This is a genomic window from Afifella sp. H1R, from assembly GCF_021462425.1.
GTDB classification, from domain to species: Bacteria; Pseudomonadota; Alphaproteobacteria; order Rhizobiales; family Afifellaceae; genus Afifella; species Afifella aestuarii.
In genome coordinates this window covers 197,057-217,149 of sequence record NZ_JAKEDY010000003.1, presented here as the reverse complement: position 1 = coordinate 217,149, position 20,093 = coordinate 197,057, and the positions used below count along the sequence as shown (strand labels likewise).

22 protein-coding genes and 1 pseudogene are annotated in these 20,093 nt (G+C 68.3%); 3 read left to right on the top strand and 20 right to left on the bottom strand.

Translation table 11 applies throughout. The features are described 5' to 3' along the window. Nucleotides 1-41: 41 nt before the first annotated feature. From L0F51_RS18060 to L0F51_RS18025, 8 genes and pseudogenes are all read right to left on the bottom strand, one after another. The gene (locus L0F51_RS18060; RefSeq protein WP_234630568.1) at nucleotides 42-3,932 is read right to left on the bottom strand and encodes a glycoside hydrolase/phage tail family protein; all 3,891 of its coding nucleotides are present in this window, start codon (nucleotides 3,930-3,932) and stop codon (nucleotides 42-44) included. Beyond that, nucleotides 3,932-4,390 carry an NlpC/P60 family protein gene (locus tag L0F51_RS18055; RefSeq protein ID WP_234630567.1) on the bottom strand — a complete coding sequence of 153 codons (459 nt, stop codon included), beginning with the start codon at nucleotides 4,388-4,390 and terminating at the stop codon, nucleotides 3,932-3,934. The genes L0F51_RS18060 and L0F51_RS18055 overlap by 1 nt, the downstream gene beginning before the upstream one ends. Before the next feature lie 25 nt (nucleotides 4,391-4,415). Next, on the bottom strand, nucleotides 4,416-5,339 hold the full coding sequence (locus L0F51_RS18050; RefSeq protein WP_234630566.1) for a DUF2163 domain-containing protein: 924 nt from the start codon (nucleotides 5,337-5,339) through the stop codon (nucleotides 4,416-4,418). Beyond that, on the bottom strand, nucleotides 5,336-5,977 hold the full coding sequence (locus L0F51_RS18045) for a DUF2460 domain-containing protein (protein WP_234630565.1): 642 nt from the start codon (nucleotides 5,975-5,977) through the stop codon (nucleotides 5,336-5,338). Before L0F51_RS18045 ends, L0F51_RS18050 begins: the two co-directional genes overlap by 4 nt. A 6-nt stretch (nucleotides 5,978-5,983) precedes the next feature. Beyond that, on the bottom strand, nucleotides 5,984-6,571 hold the full coding sequence (locus L0F51_RS18040) for a phage tail tape measure protein (protein WP_234630815.1): 588 nt from the start codon (nucleotides 6,569-6,571) through the stop codon (nucleotides 5,984-5,986). A gap of 6 nt (nucleotides 6,572-6,577) precedes the next feature. Then, nucleotides 6,578-6,745: pseudogene (locus tag L0F51_RS18035) on the bottom strand (phage tail assembly chaperone); the annotation flags it as partial. A 44-nt stretch (nucleotides 6,746-6,789) separates the two neighbouring features. Continuing rightward, complete coding sequence (locus L0F51_RS18030; protein ID WP_234630564.1) at nucleotides 6,790-7,155, bottom strand: gene transfer agent family protein; 366 nt, start codon at nucleotides 7,153-7,155, stop codon at nucleotides 6,790-6,792. 12 nt (nucleotides 7,156-7,167) lie between these two features. Then, nucleotides 7,168-7,575: a phage major tail protein, TP901-1 family gene (locus L0F51_RS18025; protein ID WP_234630563.1), complete on the bottom strand. Its 408-nt coding sequence runs from the start codon at nucleotides 7,573-7,575 to the stop codon at nucleotides 7,168-7,170. A gap of 164 nt (nucleotides 7,576-7,739) precedes the next feature. Between L0F51_RS18025 and L0F51_RS18020 the strand changes: the two genes are divergently transcribed. Then, complete coding sequence (locus L0F51_RS18020; RefSeq protein WP_234630562.1) at nucleotides 7,740-8,753, top strand: oxidoreductase; 1,014 nt, start codon at nucleotides 7,740-7,742, stop codon at nucleotides 8,751-8,753. Nucleotides 8,754-8,756: 3 nt separating this feature from the next. Here L0F51_RS18020 and L0F51_RS18015 read toward each other — a convergent pair whose 3' ends face one another. The 8 genes from L0F51_RS18015 to L0F51_RS17980 all read right to left on the bottom strand — a co-directional run bounded on the left by L0F51_RS18015 (nucleotide 8,757) and on the right by L0F51_RS17980 (nucleotide 13,509). After that, nucleotides 8,757-9,170 carry a DUF3168 domain-containing protein gene (locus L0F51_RS18015; protein ID WP_234630561.1) on the bottom strand — a complete coding sequence of 138 codons (414 nt, stop codon included), beginning with the start codon at nucleotides 9,168-9,170 and terminating at the stop codon, nucleotides 8,757-8,759. Next, nucleotides 9,170-9,511 (bottom strand): head-tail adaptor protein, encoded by a 342-nt coding sequence (locus L0F51_RS18010; protein WP_234630560.1) that lies wholly within the window; start codon nucleotides 9,509-9,511, stop codon nucleotides 9,170-9,172. The genes L0F51_RS18015 and L0F51_RS18010 overlap by 1 nt, the downstream gene beginning before the upstream one ends. Nucleotides 9,512-9,543: 32 nt before the next feature. Continuing rightward, entirely contained in the window at nucleotides 9,544-10,098 is a 555-nt protein-coding gene (locus L0F51_RS18005) for a head-tail connector protein (protein WP_234630559.1), read from the bottom strand. Between the two features lie 142 nt (nucleotides 10,099-10,240). Then, complete coding sequence (locus tag L0F51_RS18000; RefSeq protein WP_234630813.1) at nucleotides 10,241-11,515, bottom strand: phage major capsid protein; 1,275 nt, start codon at nucleotides 11,513-11,515, stop codon at nucleotides 10,241-10,243. Nucleotides 11,516-11,589: 74 nt separating this feature from the next. Next, on the bottom strand, nucleotides 11,590-12,201 hold the full coding sequence (locus tag L0F51_RS17995) for an HK97 family phage prohead protease (protein ID WP_234630558.1): 612 nt from the start codon (nucleotides 12,199-12,201) through the stop codon (nucleotides 11,590-11,592). After that, complete coding sequence (locus L0F51_RS17990; protein WP_234630557.1) at nucleotides 12,198-12,365, bottom strand: hypothetical protein; 168 nt, start codon at nucleotides 12,363-12,365, stop codon at nucleotides 12,198-12,200. The genes L0F51_RS17995 and L0F51_RS17990 overlap by 4 nt, the downstream gene beginning before the upstream one ends. A gap of 15 nt (nucleotides 12,366-12,380) precedes the next feature. Then, nucleotides 12,381-12,569 carry a hypothetical protein gene (locus L0F51_RS17985; protein WP_092810102.1) on the bottom strand — a complete coding sequence of 63 codons (189 nt, stop codon included), beginning with the start codon at nucleotides 12,567-12,569 and terminating at the stop codon, nucleotides 12,381-12,383. Between the two features lie 58 nt (nucleotides 12,570-12,627). Continuing rightward, nucleotides 12,628-13,509, bottom strand: coding sequence for a LysR family transcriptional regulator (locus tag L0F51_RS17980; protein WP_234630556.1), 882 nt, complete (start codon nucleotides 13,507-13,509; stop codon nucleotides 12,628-12,630). A gap of 127 nt (nucleotides 13,510-13,636) precedes the next feature. Here L0F51_RS17980 and L0F51_RS17975 point away from each other — a divergent pair, with 127 nt between their 5' ends. Further along, on the top strand, nucleotides 13,637-14,476 hold the full coding sequence (locus L0F51_RS17975) for a DMT family transporter (protein WP_234630555.1): 840 nt from the start codon (nucleotides 13,637-13,639) through the stop codon (nucleotides 14,474-14,476). Between the two features lie 6 nt (nucleotides 14,477-14,482). Here the strand turns inward: L0F51_RS17975 and L0F51_RS17970 are convergent, their stop codons facing one another. After that, the gene (locus L0F51_RS17970) at nucleotides 14,483-15,634 is read right to left on the bottom strand and encodes a phage portal protein (protein ID WP_234630554.1); all 1,152 of its coding nucleotides are present in this window, start codon (nucleotides 15,632-15,634) and stop codon (nucleotides 14,483-14,485) included. A gap of 159 nt (nucleotides 15,635-15,793) precedes the next feature. Next, the gene (locus tag L0F51_RS17965) at nucleotides 15,794-16,663 is read right to left on the bottom strand and encodes an SDR family oxidoreductase (RefSeq protein WP_234630553.1); all 870 of its coding nucleotides are present in this window, start codon (nucleotides 16,661-16,663) and stop codon (nucleotides 15,794-15,796) included. A 115-nt stretch (nucleotides 16,664-16,778) separates the two neighbouring features. On the opposite strand from L0F51_RS17965, the gene L0F51_RS17960 reads away from it, so the two are divergent. Next, complete coding sequence (locus tag L0F51_RS17960; RefSeq protein WP_370642447.1) at nucleotides 16,779-17,189, top strand: winged helix-turn-helix transcriptional regulator; 411 nt, start codon at nucleotides 16,779-16,781, stop codon at nucleotides 17,187-17,189. Nucleotides 17,190-17,969: 780 nt separating this feature from the next. Here L0F51_RS17960 and L0F51_RS17955 read toward each other — a convergent pair. Both L0F51_RS17955 and L0F51_RS17950 read right to left on the bottom strand, forming a co-directional pair. Next, nucleotides 17,970-19,229, bottom strand: coding sequence for a DNA-packaging protein (locus L0F51_RS17955; protein ID WP_234630811.1), 1,260 nt, complete (start codon nucleotides 19,227-19,229; stop codon nucleotides 17,970-17,972). A gap of 142 nt (nucleotides 19,230-19,371) precedes the next feature. Continuing rightward, nucleotides 19,372-19,974: a hypothetical protein gene (locus tag L0F51_RS17950; protein ID WP_234630552.1), complete on the bottom strand. Its 603-nt coding sequence runs from the start codon at nucleotides 19,972-19,974 to the stop codon at nucleotides 19,372-19,374. Between the last annotated feature and the right edge of the window lie 119 nt (nucleotides 19,975-20,093).

The window sequence follows — 20,093 nt, the reverse complement described above, 5'->3', positions numbered from 1 at the left end:
CTCTCTGTTTTTGAAAAGCCTTGTCTCGGCGCCGCCGCCCGTCAGAGGCGAAGCGTCGCTTCGGCCGCAAAGCCCGGCCCGATCGTCTCCGAGAGCTGTGCGACACGCACGGTCAGCACCTCCGGCAAAGCGCCGAAATCGGCGAGCTGCGCGGCGGCGGCATAGGCAAAATTCGGGGCTGCCGTTTCCAACTCGCGCCGCACGGCACCGCCGTCCAAAATCTCCAGACGATAGGCTTCGCGTGTCTCGTTGAGCGGCACGTCGGCGAGCGCCCAGCTGTCGCCGCCAAAGTGCGTGCGCCGGATCCAGGACAGCGCCACATCGCCCGTCGCGGAAACGCGCCTTGCCCGCAGATGCACCGGGCTCGCCGGCTTCAGCCCCCGCCCCTCCGGAGTGACGGCGATCTCGACGAAACTCGCCGCCGCATGGCTTTCGGCGATCGGCCCGATGCGCAGACGCTTGTCCCGCCCGATCGCGTCGAGCCCCATCGGCAGAACGGCGACGGCGTCGTTCAACAGCACGAAAGCATTGCCGATGCTCGCACCCGCCGCCATCGCGGTCTCGCTGCCGCCCTGCCCGCGCAACAGCCGGGCGAGACGATAGCGGCGGGTCCCGATCAGCTCGGCCGTGGCGAATTGCAGAATTTCCCAGCTCCCGTCGTCGGCTTTGACTGCCGCGAGATTGCCGCCCGCCAGCACATCGATCTCCGGCAGCGAGGCGAGCGCCCCGCCATAGAGCGTCACCTCCGGCGCATTGGCACGGTCGAAGCGGCCGAGCGGGCCGGGCCTCAGAGCCGTCGCGAGCCGGCCGCAGGTGGCCCGGGTTGCGATCGTCGACAGAAAGGAAAAACCGCCCCCCGCCTCGCCCTGATAGACGGCGAGCGTGCCGGGCCACGGTTCGGCGAAGGCAGCAAGCCGCGGCTGATGCGCCTTCTCGCCGTCGGCCGGCGCCGGCAGCTCCATCGCATGGACGAGCGGTGGCCCATAGGCCGGCGGCGTCACGATCCCCGGCGGGGTCGGCGTGGCCGGCACCATCGCCTTCCGCCGCAACGTCACCCGCCGCGCCTCAACCTCGCGTGCCTCGCCATCGGCGATTCGTGTCACCAGAAACGTGTCGGACCTCCCCTCCAGGGTCAGCCGCACCGCATCGCCCGCATCGAGCGCGGAAAAGCTCGGCGGCAGCGCGAAGGAGATCTCCTCGCGCCCCCGCCACAGATCGGCGAGCATCGCCTCGGCGAGCGCTTCGGCCTCCGCATCGCGCGCCACGATCGGCAGATCGAGCGTCAGGACGCGCCGGCTTCCCCCGGCGAGCCGGCGCGAATGCGCCGCCGCCATGCGGTACTCGTTGTCCGGAGACAGGGTGCGCAACGCCACTTCCGCGGCAAGCTCCGTCTCCTGCGCCCGCCGCCGCGTCGTCAGAGGCGTCTCAGCCGCATCGATCAGCAGCGTGTCCGACAGGCTCGCATCGAGCGGCCGCGCCCGCCCGCGAAACCGGATTGTCGTGCCGGCGTCGGCCGCATCGACACCATAGGCGGACAAAAGCGGTTCGAGCGTCGCGCGGGCCGACGACCGCTCGCCGACGACAAACCCCTCCACGAGCCCGTGCACATCGGCGACTTCCGCCGCATCGAAACCGTGATCTGACAGCACCGCCTCGATCAGACGGGCAAGGTCCATGGCGCCGAGCCGTCCGTTGAGCCAGTGTCCGAACCGCCAGTTCGGCGCATCGCCCCAGACATCCTCGAGCGCGGGAAACCAGGGATAGGGCCGCGCATCCCAGGTCCAGAGCGTGAGATGCGCCGGATCGACCATCGGACCGTTCGGCCCGTCCCGGTTCATCCCCGCATACGCGGCATGGCTCGGGTCATAGGCGGACAGAAGCGCCTCGATGGTGCGCCGCTGGATCAGATCATCGCGCTCGCCGGCGGAAAAATGCGGCAGCGCGCCTTCCGAGGATTTCGGATCGTAAAAGACGTTCGGCTGGTTCGCGCCCTTGTCGACGGCCGGACAGCCGAATTCGGTGAACCAAATCGGTTTCGACAACGGCACCCAGGCCGTCGGCGTCGCCTGTTCCACGCCGCCGGGCCGGTCGTAATGCCGGTTTTCCCACCAGCTCTCGATGTCCTTGAAGCGAAACACCCAGGGCTTTCCCGCCGTCCCGTCGGTGACCCTGCTGCGCCGCTGCGCCTTCCGGTCCTCGTCGGAGGCGTAATACCAGTCGAAGCCTTCGCCGGCCGCGAGGTTCTTGCGCAGATAATCGCAGCGGTAGATCGACCTCCCCGCTGCCTCGTCGGCATGGCCCGGCTCGTCGCGCCAGTCGGCAAGCGGCCAGTAAATGTCGATGCCGACGAAATCGGCCTCCGCCCAGAACGGGTCGAGATGGAAGAAGACGTCGCCGGAGCCATCCGCCGGCTGATGACCGAAATATTCCGACCAGTCGGCCGCATAGGAGATTTTTGTGGCCGACCCCAGAACCTGCCGGCATTCGCCACGCAGCACGCGCAGCGCCTCCACGAACGGATAGCGGTTCGCCTCCGCCCGGATCTGGCTCAGCGCCACCATTTCCGAGCCGACGAGAAACGCGTCGACCCCGCCCGCCGCCTTCGCCAGATACGCATTGTGCAAAATGAAGCGGCGATAGCGCCATTCCGTGGGCCCGGAATAGGAAACACCCCCGGCGCCCGCCGAAAACTGGCCGAGCGACGCCTCGCCCAGAAAATCCGCGATCTCGTCTGCCGCCGCCGCGCTCTTGTCGGGCGAACCGGCACGCCCCGGCGCCACGGAGAGCGTGATGCGCCCGCGCCAGGGATAGGGCGGCTGCCCCGCCTCGCCGCTTCTCGGATCGGGAAGATCGTTGCCCGCCGCCACATCCATCAGCACGAAAGGCAAAAGCGCCACCTTCAGGCCGCGCGCCTTCAATTCGCGGATCGCCCGGACGACCGTCTCGTCGCTCGGCGTGCCGCCATAGGCCGCACGTCCGTCGATATAGGAGACCACCTCCGCTTCGCCGCGGGTAAGCCCCGCCACCGACCAGTCGCCGCCGGAGATCCGCTTATGGGCATCGTCGACCATCGGCTGGATCAGACATTCGGGCGCGCGCAGATCGTTGCCGAACCAGGCGACGACCAGCGTCACCCATTCAAGGCGCGGGCAGAGATCCATGAGCTCGTCGAGCGAGGTCTCGAAATCCGCCTCCTCGCGGCGCGCAAAGGTGTTGGCGGTGGCATAGGTCCCGGGATCGCCCTCACTGAGGCGAAGTGCCGTGTCGTAGACGAACTCGCCCGCCCCCGGGATCACGCAGACGGCGCGGATATCCTTTTCGATGCTGCCGAGGGGGCGCAAAATCTCGAATGAGAGCTGCGGGATGCGATTGCCGAATTCCGCCAGCGCCAGACGCTCGAAGACGACATAGGCGGTGCCGCGATACGCGGGCGGGTCGCTCTCATGCGCGGCAATCAGCGGGTCGGGCAATTGGTCCTCGCTGCCCTTATAGATGCGCAGGGTGACGAGCGAGGGATCGAGCGGTTTTCCGTCCGCCCAGATCCTGCCGATATGCGCCACCTCGCCTTCGCACAGCGCCACGGCAAAATTGGCGAAGTAGCTGTAGGTGGTCGTCGTCACCTTGCTGCCGCCGCCCTTGCCACCCGCGCGCTGCGTGTCGGTCGTCGCGACTTCCTCGAAATCCGTCGCCCAGATCACCTGGCCGGCCAGACGCACGCGCCCATAGACGCGCGGGATCGGGGCGCCTTCGGTCGAACTCTGCACGGTCAGGTCGGAAAGCCGCGCGCCTTCCGCCTTGCGCTCGGTGGAAAAGACGCTGCGGTCGATCGCATAGCCCGCAAGCGCCCCGAGCGCGCGTCCGGCGATCGCTCCCACCCCGCCGAAAATGCTGCCGAGGCTCGCGCCCGCCGCGCTCAACAGAAGCGTCGCCATCAGCCCTTCTCCGCATCGTTGCCGTCGAGATTGGGAAACGCGAAGGCATAGGCGATGCGCCGACGCCAGGCGGGCACCAGCGCCACTTCGGCCACCGCCGCCCCTTCATGCGCGTGGATCATCGTCGTCTCGCCGGAAAGGATCGCCGCATGCTTCGCCGGCAGCCCCCTGCGCCAGCGGAAGAGGAGCACATCGCCGGCCAGCGCCGCTGAAATCTCGATCTCGCAGAGATGCCGGCGCGCGGCGTCTCTCAGCGTTTCTTCGCCCCGCGCCTCGGCCCAGTCGGGCGTATAGGCGGGCGGCATCTCGGCCTCTTCGCCATAAATCTCGCGCCACACGCCGCGCACGAGGCCGAGACAATCGGCACCGACGCTGCGCAGGGCGGCCTGATGGCGATAGGGCGTTCCGATCCAGCGCCTTGCCGCGCCCACGATCGCCGCACGGGTCACCTTTTCCATGCGCCGGCCCTGACCCGTTCGGTCTTCATTCGTTTGGGCCCGGGCGCCCGATGAAGGGCGTCGTGGTGCTGACCTCGCCGCCGCTTGCCACCGACCAGACGAAATCGTTGCCCGGCATATGCGGAAAGCCGCGGAAATTGAGCGTGTTGGCGAAGCGTTCGCGGCAGGTCGCAAGCCGCTTGTCGCAGCCGGGCGTCACCTTAAACCGGTCGCCGACGGCGATTGCCCGCTCCATCTTCTGCCACAGCGTCAGGCGGTGTGCCGTTCCCTCGACAGCGTGGCGTGCCACTTCGATGGCGCGGCCCTCGTTGGCGCCGGAGAGAAACGTCAGAAGCCCCCGCGCCAGGCTGCCATCCGCCACCCCCTCTCCTGCGCCACCCTCTGCGCCAAGCTCGCCGGTCTCGATCCAGCCCGCCCCATCCGTCGCCGTCACGACCGCCTCGACGCGCAGGGCCGCAAGATCGACGCGACAGCGGCCATCGCCGAGATCGGCGTCGCAGAGATGCGCAAAGAGCCGGCCGCTCTCCTGGTCGAGCGCGTGCGCGAGCCCGCGCAGCTCCGCCTTGAAGGCATGGTCCTCGCGCGTCACCTCGCCGATCGAGGCGATCCGCATCAGATGGCGCATCGCGGGCGCCGCCCAATTGACGAGCCACATCTCGACTCGGGCATTGTCATAGAGCCCGGCAAGGAGATCCTCCTCCGACAGCCGTTCGGAACTCAGCGCCCCGGCGACATCGAGGCCGCCGACTTCGAGCCCCGCATGGGCGACGCCGCCGGAAGCCGTCAGCCCGTTCTGCGGCTCATAGGTCACCCCGCCAAAGCCGAGTCTCCGGTCGTGATCGGTGAAACCGAGCCTCACCCCGTCGGCGCGGATCAGCGTCCAGCAGGTGCACAGGCTCGTAACGCCTGCCTCGAGATGCGCCGTCAGCGCAGCAGAAAAATCCTTCACGGCCTGATCTCCACGATCGGAACGGAGGGCGCCTCGCCCGCCTCGAAGGCGGCAAGATCGATGTCGAGGCGGTCGGTGTCGAAGCGCACCGGCACGTCGAAGAGGAAGCCGGCGGTGACAGCCGCTCCTGCCACCGGCACATGGCCGGAGGAAAAGGCGATGCGCCCGGTGGCGACGTCGAGCGAGAATGCTCCCGCCCCCTTCTCCACCCCGCCGACGCCAACACGGATCGTGCCGGCCACCGGCTTTTCGATTACACGCAACCACGGGGCGAGCCCGTCGCCGTAGCGTTTGACGAGGAGAAATTCTGTCGTCTCGCCATCGCCCGTGCCGATCCGCTGATCGAAGGGGCCGGGCTCGGCCGGCACCGGCGCGGAGGAAAAATCGCTGCGGTCGCGGAAGCGAAATCCATAGAGCCGGCCGCGCCGTTCTTCGAAAAAAGCGATCAGCCGTTCCATATCGGCGCGCGAGCGCACGCCTGAGCCGACATTGTAGCGGCGTCTGGAATCGGCCCAGCGCTGATTTCGCTCCTCACGCCCGGAGGCGAGCGTCACCACCTCGGTGCGCCGCTCCGGTCCGCCGGACGAACCGAAGGCGAGCGCCAGCGGAAACGAAACCTCGTGAAACCCTGCGGACATGGCGGCTCACAGCCCCCGCCGGCCGCGCGACACGGCACGCGCCAGCATCGCCGTCATTTCGGCTTCAGACCGGCGGAAGCTCGCCGCATCTTGCGTCGTCACGTTGAAGGTGACGTGGACCGGCGACCCCCCGGCGCCCGCGGCCGCAACACCGAGCCTGCCGTCAGCGCCGCGCCGCAAGGGCAGGATCGCCTCCGCCCCCGCCTCCCCCATCAGGCCGATGCCGCTGCCCGTCTGAAAATAGCTCGGCGCGGCAACGACCCCGCCGGAAGCAAAGGGCGTGACCTTGCCGCCCGCAAACACGCCGCCTTTGGCGAAACCACCAAGAAACGAGCCAAACGCCGACGTTAGAGCGCCGGACAAACCGCCGGCGATCGGCGCGAGCGCGGCATTGAGCGCGCGGCGCGACAGGCCGAGCGCCAGGCTCTTCAGGACGCTGTCGAAGCGTCGTCCCTCCACCGCCGCCTGACGGAAGGCGCTCGTCATGGAGCGCCCGAACCCGTCCGCCAGATGCTGAAGGTCGCCGAGCGTCGCCGACAGTGCCTCAGCACTCCCGGACAACTCGTCCGAGCCGAAATCGAAATCGTCTGCCATCATGTCCTACCGATCGGGAAAGCGCGCCATCAGCTGCGCGAGCTCGCCCGCTGTGAGCGGGGTCGCGCCTCTGCCGCACAAAGCCGTGCGGCAGGCCGAAAATTCGCGCGGCGTCATCGCCCAGAAATCGCGTGGAGAAAGCCGCAGAACGGCAAGGCCGAAGGCGATCGCCTCCTGCCAGGGAAAGGCTTTTGCGCCGCCTGTCCTGCCGTCTGCGGCTAAAGAGGGTTTTTTGGGGGGTCGCCCTGCCCGCGTGAGCCGTCCCCACCCTCCTGCGGCGCCCCAAAAGTCGCCCGCAAAAGCTCCGCCGCGATCCTGGCAAAGCCGGCCGCGCCCCCGTCCGACCGCAACACCGCCACCTCGTCGTCGGAGATCGCCTCGCCCGCGCCTCTCAGACCCGCACCCAGGATGCGGATGAGATCGCGGGCCGACAGCCGGCCCGTCTCGAAGCGTGCCGCAAGCGCCACCAGATCGTCGGCCTTGAAGGCGGCTTCGAGCTCGGCGAGCGCGCCAAGCGTCAAACAGAGCCTGCGCGTCTCGCCGCCGAGCACCGCATCGATCTCGCCGCGATGGAAATTCGCCATCTCCGCCTCCGCTCACAACGCCGCAAAGGCGAGTTCGCCGGCCGATTCCAGCGCCAGATCGTAGGCGACCTCGCCGTCATGCTCGCCGGAATATTCAAGCCCCGTCACCTGAAACGGCCCCGTTACCGTGCCGAAATCCGGGATCACCACCTGCCAGGCGACGATCGTGCCGGCAAAGAAGATCTCGCGGATCGTCGCGTCGCTCGCCTGGTCGCGAAACACGCCGGAGCCCGAAAGCCCCGCCCGCTTCACGCCCGCGCCCTCCAGAAGCTCGCGCCAGCGCCCGGCGGAATCGGTATTGGTGATGTCGACGCTCGCCTGATTGAACGAAATCCGCCTGGCGCGAAGCCCGGCGACAGTCACGAATTGTCCCTCCCGCTCCAGTTTCAGGAGCAGGTCCTTGCCTTTCTGGGCACTCATGATGGGTTCTCCCGCTGATTTCAGGCAGACGTTTCGGAGCGCCGCCCGGGGGAGGCCGGCGAAGAAGCTTCGCTCAAGCGGACAAGCAATTGACAGGATCAGGCAAGCCGCCGCCCGGACGAGACCCTATCTCCCGGTCTCGTCCCAAACGGAGTTCTCGCCCCATGCCCAGTTCCCAGGCCCCGATCGGCTCCCGTTTCGGTGCCGCCTCCACCGCCGAAGAGGTCGTTTCCGGCATCGGCCTCTCCGGCAAGACAGCCATTGTCACCGGCGGCTATGCCGGCATCGGCCTCGAGACGGTGCGCGTGCTTGCCGGCGCCGGTGCCGAGATCGTCGTCCCGGTGCGCGATCAGGCAAAGGCCGAGCGCGCCCTCGCCGGTCTTGCGCGCGTCTCCTCGGCGCCGATGGACCTCATGGACCCCGCCTCCATCGATGCCTTCGCCGAGACCTTTCTCGCCTCCGGCCGGGCCCTCGACATTCTCGTCAACAATGCCGGCGTCATGGCGCCGCCCTTGGCGCGCGATGCGCGCGGCTACGAATCCCAGTTCTCCACCAACCATCTCGGGCATTTCCAGCTGACGGCGCGGCTCTGGCCGGCCCTGAAGGCGGCCGGCGCAGCGGGCGGCGCACGCGTCGTGGAGCTTTCCTCGCGCGGCCACCGCTTCTCGCCCGTCGTGTTCGACGACGTCAATTTCGAGCGGCGCGACTACGACCCCTGGCTCGGCTACGGCCAGTCGAAGACGGCCAACATCCTCTTTGCGCTGGAGCTCGACGGGCGGGGCGAAAGCCATGGCGTGCGCGCCTTCTCGCTGCATCCGGGCGGCATCGTCGCGACCGATCTCGGCCGCCATCTCGATCCGTCGAGGCTGCGCGATATGGGCGCCATCGACGACAACGGCGAACCGGTCATCGATCCGGCCCGCTCGCTGAAGACGATCCCGCAGGGGGCGGCCACCTCCGTCTGGTGCGCCGTCAGCCCGGATCTCGACGGCATGGGCGGCGTCTATTGCGATGATTGCGACATCGCACCGATCGCGCCGGAAACCGCCGAAAACGCCTCAGACCCCTCGACGCGTCTGACGACCGGCGTGCGCGCCTACGCCGTCGATCCCGACGCCGCCAAACGCCTGTGGACCCTCAGCCAACACCTCACCGGCCTCACCTGGGAGGCCGAGTGAGGCTCACGCCTCCTCCATCACGGCGCGAAATTTCAGCACCGCGCGCCGGCCGCTGACCTCGCCGGCGCCGCTCGTCTTCATCTGGACGAAGCGGCAGCCGACGAGCGTGAAGCCGGCGAGCGCGAACTCGGCGTCATGCAGCAGATCGCGCAAAGCCGCGGCCAGCCCGAGCGTCTCGCGGCGGCCGCGGCCGCGCGAAAAGGCGACGAGCGAGAAGACGATCTCGACGAGCTTCGTCTCCGCACCGCTGCCGGCGGCCACAGGCGTCACCTCCATCTCGCCGAGATGCACGTAAGGCGCGCTCATATTCCGCGGCACATGATCGAAGACCTTGTCGGCGCCGATCAGGGCGACAAGCGCCGCATCGCCCGCAAGCCGTTCATAAATCGCCCGCTGCAGGGCCTCTTCGGCGCCCATCAGACTTCCTCCACGGCTTCGGCGCGGGTGAAGCGGCCGCTCGCGTCGGGGTCGTGGCAGATGACGCAGAGAAACAGCCGCGCGCCGAGCCGCAGCCGGTCGCCCGCCAGAAGCCCCACCTCGCGCCGCACGAAAATCTCGTGCGTCACCTCGCCGACCCGGCCTTCGCCGAGCGCCACATCGCGCGCCGTCCCGGGACGGAGATCGGCCCAGACATGCCCGATCGGCAGATAATCGAGGCTCTCGCCGCCGAGCCCGTCGGGCGCGGTCACCGGCCGTTCCCAGACCATGCGCTGGGAAAGCCGGCCCGGCCTCGTCAAAGGTCGCGTCACAGCTTGCATTCCGGACTGCCTCGACCGTCGGCGCGCCGCGCTCATGCCGGCACCAGCTCGCGAAACGGCGCAATCAGCCGCTCGTAGCCCGCCGGCAGCGCGCCGGGCCCATCGGCCTCGAGGGCCGCGCCGCGATGCTCGTACCAATGGGCGGCACGCAACAGGATCGCCTGGCGCAAGGGCGCCGGCACCTCGGCTGCGGTCTCGCCGAACCCCGCGGTGACGTCGATTTCGAGGCGGATCATTCCCCAAAGCCGCGTGTCGAGCCGGAGCTCGTCCGCCGCGCCCCCAAGCGAAATCTCATCCTCTTCGAGGAGCCTTTCGCCTGAAGCCGTCATGAGCCGCGCGGCATCCACCGACAAAAGCGGGCGGATCGGCAGGCGCAGACGCCCGGCTTGCGGCCGGTCCGTCACGACGAGGCGCCATGCCTGCGCGATCAGGACTTTTCGGAGATCGCCTTCGAGCGCCACGCGTGCGGCGACGAGGTAAGCAGAGATGAGCTCGTCTTCGGCCTCGTGCTCGACGCGCAGATGCGCCTTCGCCTCGGCGAGCGACACGGGCTCCACCTCCGGGCCTTCCAGAAGAATGCGTTGCATATGTCACCTTGGAAAAAAGGAGCGGCCTGCCCGAAGGCAGGCCGCAGGCCGGGGCCCCGTCGGAGGATGGGGGTGCAGGAGCGGGACCCCGGGTCTCGTGAGGACAGCATCCTCAGGTCGGTGACGACCCTTCTTCGCACGCCTAGCTTGCGCTGAACTTGACAAATTTGATCGCTTCAAAATTAAGAACGCCGCCGCCGACCCGTTTCGTGGTGTAAAAAAGCACGTAGGGCTTGGCCGAATAGGGATCGCGCAGGATGCGGATGCCCTGGCGGTCGACGATCAGATAGCCGCGCGAAAAATCACCGAAAGCGATCGACAGGGAGCCTGCGGCGATGTCGGGCATGTCTTCGGCGTCCACGACCGGGAAATTCATGATCGTGGCGCGGCTGCCGAGCCCCGCCGGCGGCGCCCAGACATAATTGCCGTCGGCGTCCTTCAGTTTGCGGATCGCCGCCTCGGTGCGCCGGTTCATGACGAAATGGGCGTTCTGGCGGTAGCCGGCCTTCAGCGCATAGACGAGGTCGATCAGAAGATCGCTCGGCATGTCGGCCGGAAAGCCACCGGAAACGCCGGTCGAAAGCGTGCCGAGCTTGCCCCATTCCCAGGCGCTTTCGGCAACATTCGGCACGGCGAGAAATCCCGTCGGCTTCTTGTTGCCGTCGCCTTTGACGAAGGCCGCACTCTCCTGTTCGGCAAAAGCCTGGTCGACCTCGCCGGCCAGCCAGGCGGAGAGATCGACGATCGCATCGTCGAGAAGCGCGCCCGTCGCCGCCGGCATCGCATAAAGCTCCATCACCGGATATTCGAGCGCGTCGAGAACCGGCGTGTCGGTTTCGGGCCGCGCATCCGTCTCGCCGACCCAGCCGGTCGCCGGCCCGCTCACCGCGAACGGCTTTTTGTAGAGGCTGCCCGAAACGGTGATCGTGCTCGCAATGGCGCGGATCGGCGACACCTCGACAAGCCTGCGGCCGATCTCCGCTTCCGTCTCGTCCGGCACCAGATAGCCGCCATCCGCGCCATCGGACGTGCCGATCGCCATCGCCTTTCGCTCGAGCCGTGAAAGAGCCGCGGTCTCGCCCGCCCGCAGATACCGCGAGAAGGCGGCGCCATGGCCGGAGAGATCGGCGCCGGCGCGTTCCAGACGCGGCTCCGCCCCGGTGCCGCCGGAAAGCCGCGGCCGCCGCCCCTCGAGCGTCAGGCGTTCGATCGCCCGTTCCTGCCGGTCGAGCACGTCGTTGAGGCGCGCCACCTTCTCCTCGGTGACGACATCGGGGGCAAGGCGCCGCTCGATCTCGCCGAGCCGCTCGTCATTGGCCTCCTTGAAGGCCTCGAAGGCGTTCATGAATTCGTCGAAGGCGGCGCCCACTTCAGGCGTCAGCCCCGCCTTGGTCTCGGCAAGGCCATCGCCCTGCATCTTGTTTTCCAGCGCCGGGCGCAGCTCGGCCGTTCGGGCAGACATCGTCATTTCGTCCTCTTGGTTTCGCGTCTTCAGGAAAAGGCCGGTGCCGCACGCCGCGGCCTGACAGCTTTCGGCCCAGCAGCTTTCGGCCGGGCGGGTGTCAGGCGCCGCGCGGCGTCCAAAAACCTTGCGGAAAGCCCCGCCTCGCTTGTCTTGACGGAGGCGATGCGTGCCTCCGTCAGCATCGGAAAGGTGACGATCGAGACCTCCCAGAGGTCGATCTCGTAGAGGCGCCGGATGCCGGCCCGCCGGTCCTTGCGACCGCGCAGCGTGCGGTAGCCGATCGACAGCCCGTCGAGCCCGCCCGCCTTCAACAGCGCATGCACCTCGCGCGCCCGCGCCACGTCGAGCGTCAGCCGTCCGCGCACGAAAAGCCCCCGCCGATCCTCGGCGATCTCTTCCCAGACGCCGATCGGCTCGGCCGGATCGTGCTGGAAGAGCATGCGGATGCCGGCCGCCCCGCGCGCCTTCAAAGAACTCGCGAAGGCGCCCGGCATGACGATATCGCCGGCCAGATCGCGCCGGCTGAAAAGGCTCGCATAGCCGGAGAAGCGCCCATCGGCGCCGATCTCCTGCAGGCTTTCCCGCAAAGCGGCGGTGGCGGGGAGGATGTCCGGCCCGTGCCGGGTGCGCGCCCTCATCGCACCACCCGGAAGCGCGGCCTGCCGGTCTCGCCGGCAGCGCCGTTTCCGTGGCGCGCGACTCTCTGCTCGGCGATCGCCCCCAGAAGCCTGACGGCGAATTCCGAAAAGACGGCGCGATGGTCCGTTCGCGCCGGCAACAGCGCGTTCCAAAGTCTCTTCATCGTGGCCTCGAAAGTTCAGGAATGGTCGCGGAACAGCCGGTTCAGCTGTGCGATCTCCTTGACGAAATCGTTGAAACGCCGGTTGGAGGCGGCGAGCTCGCGCAGGCTCCAGACGAGCAGTCCGGAGGCGCCCGACGCCCACAGAAACAGCGCCAGATGCGCCAGATCGCCCCGTTCGGCGAAGGTCTTGGTGAGCTCAGGCATCGTCACCCCTTCGCTTCCTGTCATGTTCGCCCAGCCGGAGAACCGGCCGGCGCCCGGATCAGCCTGCCGGGCCGGGCGCGACCGCCGCGTTTTCCAGCCAGGCGATGAAAAGCTGCGCATCGCGGTTCGGCCGGCGCGGCCTCAGTGCGACATAGGTCTGTCCCGTCGGGGCAAAGCCGAAAGGCGCCAGAAGCCGTCCCGCCGCAACATCGTCGCGCACCAGCACTTCGGGCGCGATCGCCACGCCGAGCCCGGCCGTCGCGGCTTCGAGCAGGAAGTAGAAATGCTCGAAGACGCGCCCGCCCGCCGGCGGCGCCAGATCCATCTCACGGCACCAATCGGCCCAGGCCGCCGGCCGCGTCTTCGTATGGAGCACCGGCAGCGCATGAAGCATCTCCGGCGCGTCGAGATCGACGCTCGCGGCACATTTCGGGCTCACCACCGGTCCGGCCGCCTCGGCAAACAGCTCCGTCACCTCCGCGTCGCCCCAGGGCGCGCGGCCGACGCGGATCGCCACGTCGAAACGATGGCGGGAGAAATCCACCGGCCCGTATTCGCCGGTCAGCCGCACCTCGATCTTCGGATGCGCCGCCTGGAAATCGACGAGCCGCGGGATCAGCCAGCGCATGGCGAGCGTGCCCGTGCAGGAGACGTCGAGAAACCGGCTCTCGCTCTGCATGGCGCGGGCGACCGCCACCTCGATGCCGTCGAAGGCCTCGGTCAGGGCCGGTTCGAGCTCCAGCGCCGTCTGCGTCGGCACCAGCTTGTTGCGCGGCCCCTCGAACAGCGGAACCTCAAGGATCTCCTCCAAAAGCCGCACCTGGCGGCTGACGGCGCCATGCGTCACGCCGAGCTCGTCGGCGGCAAGCCGCATCTGGCCATGCCGCATCGTCGCCTCGAAGGCGCGCAGGGCATTGAGCGGAAGAGCACCGCGCTTCATGTGCGTTTTCCTCACACCAAGCGCCAAAAATCATCGTTTTTCTAAGAAAGCGCAATCATCCAGAAGAGGAAACGACACATCACGCCGCGCTGCCTGCGGCCGCAGACCCCTCTCCTGGAAAGCCTGCATGGACAATCACGTCTTCGCCGCGGTCATCCTCGCCGCCCTTCTCCATGCCGGATGGAATTCCGTGGTGAAGGTCGGGCTCGACCGCGTCTCCACGATCCTGCTCCTCGCCATCGCGCAGGCGGCGATCGCCGCTGTCGCGCTGCCCTTCGTCGACCGGCCGGCGGCGGCCGCCTTCCCGATGATCGCGGCTGCGGCCGCCCTTCATGCCGGCTACAAGCTCTTTCTCATCGAAGCCTATGCGCGCGCCGATCTCAGCCAGGCCTATCCGCTCGCCCGCGGCGCCGCGCCGATCTTCGTCACGGTCATCTCGGTCGCATTCCTCGGAGCCTCCTTTGCGCCGTCCGCTCTCGTCGCCATCGGCGCCATCTCGGCCGGCATTCTCCTGATGGCGGCGAAGGGCTCGACCTCCGGCCGCATGGACGGGCATGCCCTCTTCTTCGCCCTCGGCACGGCCGGCTTCACTGCCAGCTACACGCTCCTCGACGGCCTCGGCGCGCGTGTCGCCGGCACAGCGTCCGGCTTCGTCCTGTGGATGGTCATCGGCGATACCGCCCTCCTCACGGCCTTCATCGCCCTCCGGCATGGCCGCGCCGCCTTCGTCGGCCTCCGGCCCGCCTGGACAAGCGGCGTCGCCGCCGGGGCGATGTCGCTCGGCTCTTATTGGATCGCGGTCTGGGCGTTCACGCAGGCGCCGATCGCGCTCGTCGCAGCCTTGCGGGAATCGAGCATCCTCTTTGCCGCACTCATCGCCGCCTTCGTCCTGCGCGAACCCGTCAGCCGCTGGCGATGGATCTCGGCCGCCTGCATCGCCTGCGGCCTCGCCCTGATGAAGGCCTGAAAACCGTCACGCCTCGAGCGGCCCGTAACCCAGCGCCTCGCGCTTTTCGTCGTCGGTCAAAAAACTCGCCTCCGACAGCCGCTTCCAGCGTTCCGCCCGGTCGGCGGCGAGCGCATCGATCTGATCGGCATCATAAGAAAGGCGCAGGCGCTCGCCGAAAGACGGCGCCAGCCAATTCGACAGCGCACCCGTCATCCGCCCGATCAGTGGCAAGACCGTCTGGCGCCACAGCGCCCGGTTCGCCTCCTGGAAGTTGGAATAGGTGTTGTCGCCCGGAATCCCCAAAAGCATCGGCGGCACGCCGAAGGCGAGCGCGATCTCGCGCGCCGCGGCGTTCTTCGCTTCCAGAAAATCCATGTCCCTCGGCGACAGGCTCATCGCCTGCCAGGAAAGCCCGCCCTCCAGGAGAAGCGGCCGTCCGGCATTGGCGGCGCCCTCGAAATTCTCTGTGAGCTCGCCTTTCAGGCGGGCGAACTGGTCTTCCGACAGGTTCGCCCCCTCCGGCCCCTGATAGACGAGCGCACCGGAAGGTCGTGCCGCATTCTCCAGAAGCGCCTTGTTCCAGGCCGACGCCTCGTTGTGGAGGTCGAGCGCCTTCTGTGCGGCTTCGAGCGGGGCAAAGCCGTAATAATCGTTGAGCGGATGAAAGAGCGTCAGATGCAGGATCGGCGACAGCCCCTCCTCCGGCATCTGAAAGCGCAGGCTGCGCCCGGCGACCGTATATTCATACGCTTCCGCCCAACCGTCCGGTCCCGCAATCACTTTCATCCGGTCCGGCCGCAGCGCATAGATTTCACGGATCTCACCGTCTGAGCCCGCCACCGCCTCCAGATAGGCATTGCCGGCGGTCAGGAGATGGCCATAGGCCGCCTCGAACAGCTCCGCCCCGGCCTCGCGCGGATTGGGCCGGGCGAGAAGCGCCAGAAGCGGATGCTCGGCGAGCTCCCGCGCGCCCTCATAAAGAAGCAGCGGCACGGAGGCCGCCGCCTCGGAAATCAGCCGCACGGCGCGGTAGACGATGGCATTTTCCATATAGCCACGCCGGGCGAGCGCCGCGTAATGGCGCGGCGTCCACACCGGCGCGCCGGTGCGTGCAAAGGCGATCAGCGGTCCCGTGCGCGAGGCTTTCGCCTCCGGCGCTTGTCTCCACCAGCGCATGCGTGTCTCCCTTGTTCAGGCGGCATTTCGAGACGCGCGGCCGCTCCCGACGCTTAACCCCGCACCCGTCCTCTCCCCGCCGGGGAGAGGGGGACCGGTGAAACCGGCCGGGTGAGGGATAAGCTTGCGGGATGGCCCAAACAGGGAGATCCCGCCGGATCAGCCCTTCAGAGCCGCCTCGATCGTTGCCGCGAAAGGCGTCGTCGGCCGGCCGATCAGCCGGGACAATTCATGGCCATCGTCGAAAAGATCGCCCCGCGCGGCGCCGGCATCGGAATCGGCGAGCATCGCGGCAATCGCGTCCGGCAGGCCCGCGCTCTTGAGCGCTTCGCGATACTCCGCCTCAGGCATGTCGGCATAGGCGACCGTCTGGCCCGACTGGCGCGATATTTCGGCAGCAAACTCCGTCAGCGTATAGGCCTCGTCGCCGGCGAGTTCGTGAACTTGGCGCGGCTCGGTGTCATCGACCAGCGCGGCCGCCGCCGCTTCCGCATAATCGGCGCGGGCAGCACTTGAAATCCGGCCGCCATCGGCACTCCCCATCAGGGCGCCGTGCTCCAGCGCCGGCGGGATCGAGGCGGCGTAATTCTCCGTGTACCAGCCGTTGCGCAGCAGCGTGACGGCGAGGCCGCTTGCGGCCAGCGCCGCTTCGGTGTCGCGGTGCTCCTCGGCCAGTCCGAGCGACGAACGATCGGCATGCAGCAGGCTCGTATAGGCGATGCGCTGAACGCCGGCGCGCTTCGCCGCCTCCACGACATTGCGGTGCTGGCCCGCGCGGCGTCCGACAGCGTTCGAGGAAATCAGCAACAGCCGCTCCACACCGGCAAAGGCGGCATTAAGCGTCTCCGGGCGCTCATAATCGCCCTCACGGATCGTGACGCCCTGAGGGAAAAGCCCTGCGGACTTCGCAGGATCGCGCACGATCGCGACAATCGCCTCGGCGCCGACGCGGCGAACGAGGTCGGCAATGACGAGGCGGCCGAGCTGGCCGCTCGCGCCGGTGACGGCATAACGTGGATTGGTGCTCATCGGAATTCTCCGGTCTCTTGTCTTGACATAGTCTCATTTAGAGACCGTATATCGATCAGAGAAGACGGCACTTTCCCGTCACCAGGTTACCGACAAGCCCCTTATGGAGGTCGAGATGGCGCAAGAGCTGGAGCCGCACCGCGCGCTCGGTGAAAAATTCGAAAGCTGGATGCAATTCGATTTCGACGCGACGCGCTGCCCGGTGCGCAACCTCCTCGACCATATCGGCGACCGCTGGTCGATCCTCATCCTGGCGGCGCTCGCCGGCGGCCCGAAACGCTTCAGCGCGCTCGCCCGCGCCGTGCCGGACATCTCCAAGCGCATGCTGACCCAGACGTTGCGCCGGCTGCAATCCGACGGCTTCATCGACCGCGACGTCCAGCCGACCGTCCCGCCGCAGGTCACCTATTCGCTCACCCCCCTCGGCAAAAGCCTCGCCGGCCCGCTTCTGACCCTCATCGACTGGGCCGAAACCAACTTCGCCTCTGTGGTGGAAGCGCGCCAGAAAATGGCGGAAGCGGCCTGACAACACGGCCGCGCCGCGCACTCCCCACCTCCCCCTTGTGGGGAGGTCGACGCTCCGCCAGGAGCGTCGGGTGGGGGTCGCTGACGTCGATCCAATCACTGCGACGGCGGTTTCGTTGACCAACCCGAAGTCTATCCGGTCACGGCAATGCCGGTTTTCTTGGTGGACGTCAGTTTCCTTGGTCGACCCCCACCCCTAACCCCTCCCCACAAGGGGGAGGGGAAAAGTCCGTGCCCTCACCTCAACTCTGTTTCAGACCAGTTTCGCCACTCTGGCTCCGTTCCGCTCTCTTCGAAGCTCGTTTCCCGGCATGGCCGCGCCACACGCTCCCACCTCCCCCTTGTGGGGAGGTCGACGCGCCGTCAGGCGCGGCGGGTGGGGGTCGCCGCGGACCCGTCAGATCTCAGATTTTGTTTTTCTTAGCGGACCCCCACCCCTAACCCCTCCCCACAAGGGGGAGTGGGACGTCCGTGCCACTCTCAAACCCGTGCCCACTCTCAAACCCGTGTCCGCTCTGAAATCTGTGCCCGCTCTCAAACCCAGGCACGCCCTCGAATCCGGTCGCGCTACTCTCGCGCCTCCAACGCCGCTCCGCCCTCCCCGGCGCTCGTTTCCCAGCAAGGCCGCGCCGCACACGCCCACCTCCCCCTTGTGGGGAGGTCGACGCTCCGCCAGGAGCGGCGGGTGGGGGTCGCCGAGGATCCGTCAGGCGCGAGACTTCGTTTTTCCCTCCGGCGCCTAACCCTCCACGCAAGGAGGAAGGAAAACCTCCGCGCCCCCTCAAATCCGCCGCACCCGCGCCTCGCCACCGCCCGTGAGCATCAGGTCGGTCAGCGCCCAGACGAGCGCGTCGACCCGGTCCGGCGAGTGGCCCGAGGAGAGCCCGCCGAGGCCGAAATCGGCCATTTCGTCTTCGAGCTCCGGCAGTGCGCCGACATGGCGGATGCGCCCCTGCTCGTAGAGGGCGGCGACCGGCTCGGCGCGCACCACCTTGCCGCGGCTTGCATGAACGAGGCGCACGGGGACGCCCGGATCGGCCTGGCGGATGACGGCGGCCACCATGTCGCCGCCCTGGTTCGCCTCCGCCACCAGCCGGTCGGCGGAGAGCGCGTGAAAGAGATCGACGGCCCGCCCCGCCCAGCCGGCGGGCGAGAGCCCCTGCGCCGTCTTGTCGGCGAGCACATAGCCGAACCCATCCGCCCCGCGCCCGGCCGCCACGATCCCGCAGGCATCGGCCTCGCGCCCGGACGAGGCCGGCGGATCGACGGCGACGACCACGCGGATCAGCTCCGGCGCCGCCTCGACCCGCCCCGCCTCGATATCGGCCCGCTTGAAGAGCGCGTCCGGCCGGTCGGAAATCAATTCCGCATCGAGCTCCTGGCGCCCGAGCCTCGTGCCGCGATAGCGGCCGACGACGGCCTCCAGAAAACCCGGCGCCAGATTGTCGGCGTTCATCGCCGTCGTCGCCTTGGTCACGGCCGTTCGCGGCGCCGCCAGAAGCCGTTTGACGAGCGGCACGTTGCGCGGCGTCGTCGTCACGAGCTGGCGCGGGTTCAGCCCGAGCCGCAGCCCGAATTGCAGCATGTCGAAGGTCGCCTCGGCATAGGTCCATTTGGCGAGCTCGTCGCACCAGGCGGCGTGAAACTGCGGCCCGCGCAGGCTTTCGGGATCCTGCGAGGAGAACATCAGCGCCTGCGCCCCGTTCGGCCACAGGAGCCGGCGCCGCGTCGTCGAAAAGCTCGGCCGCTCGCTCGGCCGGTGAAGGCCTAAAAGCCCCGACGGCCCCTCCACCATGACGTCGCGCACATCGGCGAGCGTCTCGCCGACGAGCGCGATGCGCTCCAGCGGCTCGCGGGCAAACGGGCGCTGACCGAGCGCCAGCCCTTTGACCCATTCCGCCCCGGCGCGCGTCTTGCCGGCGCCGCGCCCGCCGAGATAGAGCCAGACCGTCCAGTCGCCCTCGGGCGGCAGCTGGTCGGGCCGGGCCCAAAGCCGCCAGTCGAGAAGCCGCGCAAGCTCGTCCGTACTTTTTTCCGACATCGCCGCGTCGAGATCCTCGGCGCCGACGAGCGCCGTCCATTCGGCGCGCAGGCCCGGCGGACATTTCTGCCGCATCGCCGCCTCCCCGGCGGCCAGGCCACCTTTTCGTGTTGTCGCGACGCTCAGGGGCCTCTGCGCGGCATCACCGCCGCTCGGCCCGCTTCTTCAACGACACAATCCGCCGCGACAGCTCGGCGCGCAGCCAATCCTGATCGTCCGTCTCGCTCGGCGCCTTGTCGCCGCCCTTGCGCGCCAGCGCCTCGGCCCGGTCGAGCATGCGCGCCGCCTCCGACAAAAGCCGCACATCCTTTTCGTCCACCTCGCCCTCCCCGGAAAACCGCTGTTCGAGCCGGCCAAGCTCGGCATCGACGAGCCGTAGGAGCCGCTCGACCCGCCCCGGCGGCCGCTCCGGCGTTCTCGGACGCGCCCGCGCCCCCGCCTTACGACGGGACCCCTGCGCCACAGTCCCGGGCGCCCTGGAGACGGCAGCATCGGCATGCCCGCCGGCCGCAATCTTCGTCGATCCCTCTCCAGACCAGCCTTCGCTCTCGGCCTTCGCCCTCTCGACTGCCCTCCGACGGCTGATCTCCCCAAGATCGCTGGAGCGCGGCGTCCAGCCCTCGCGGCGGCGGCGCTCGGCGATCGCCCCGGCACTCACATGAAAGCGCCGGCGGATAGCGGAGAGCGGCTCCGCGCCCGCCTCATAGGCGGCCCGGATCGCGGCCCAGTCAGCTTCCTCGGCCAAAACCCCTCCGCATCTGAACGTATTGAAAAGCCCGGCCCGCCGCCCGATCGGCTCGTCACACCGCCGCCCGGACCCGCAGCCCGCCAGCCATGAGCGAGCGACAAAGCGCGATCGGGCAA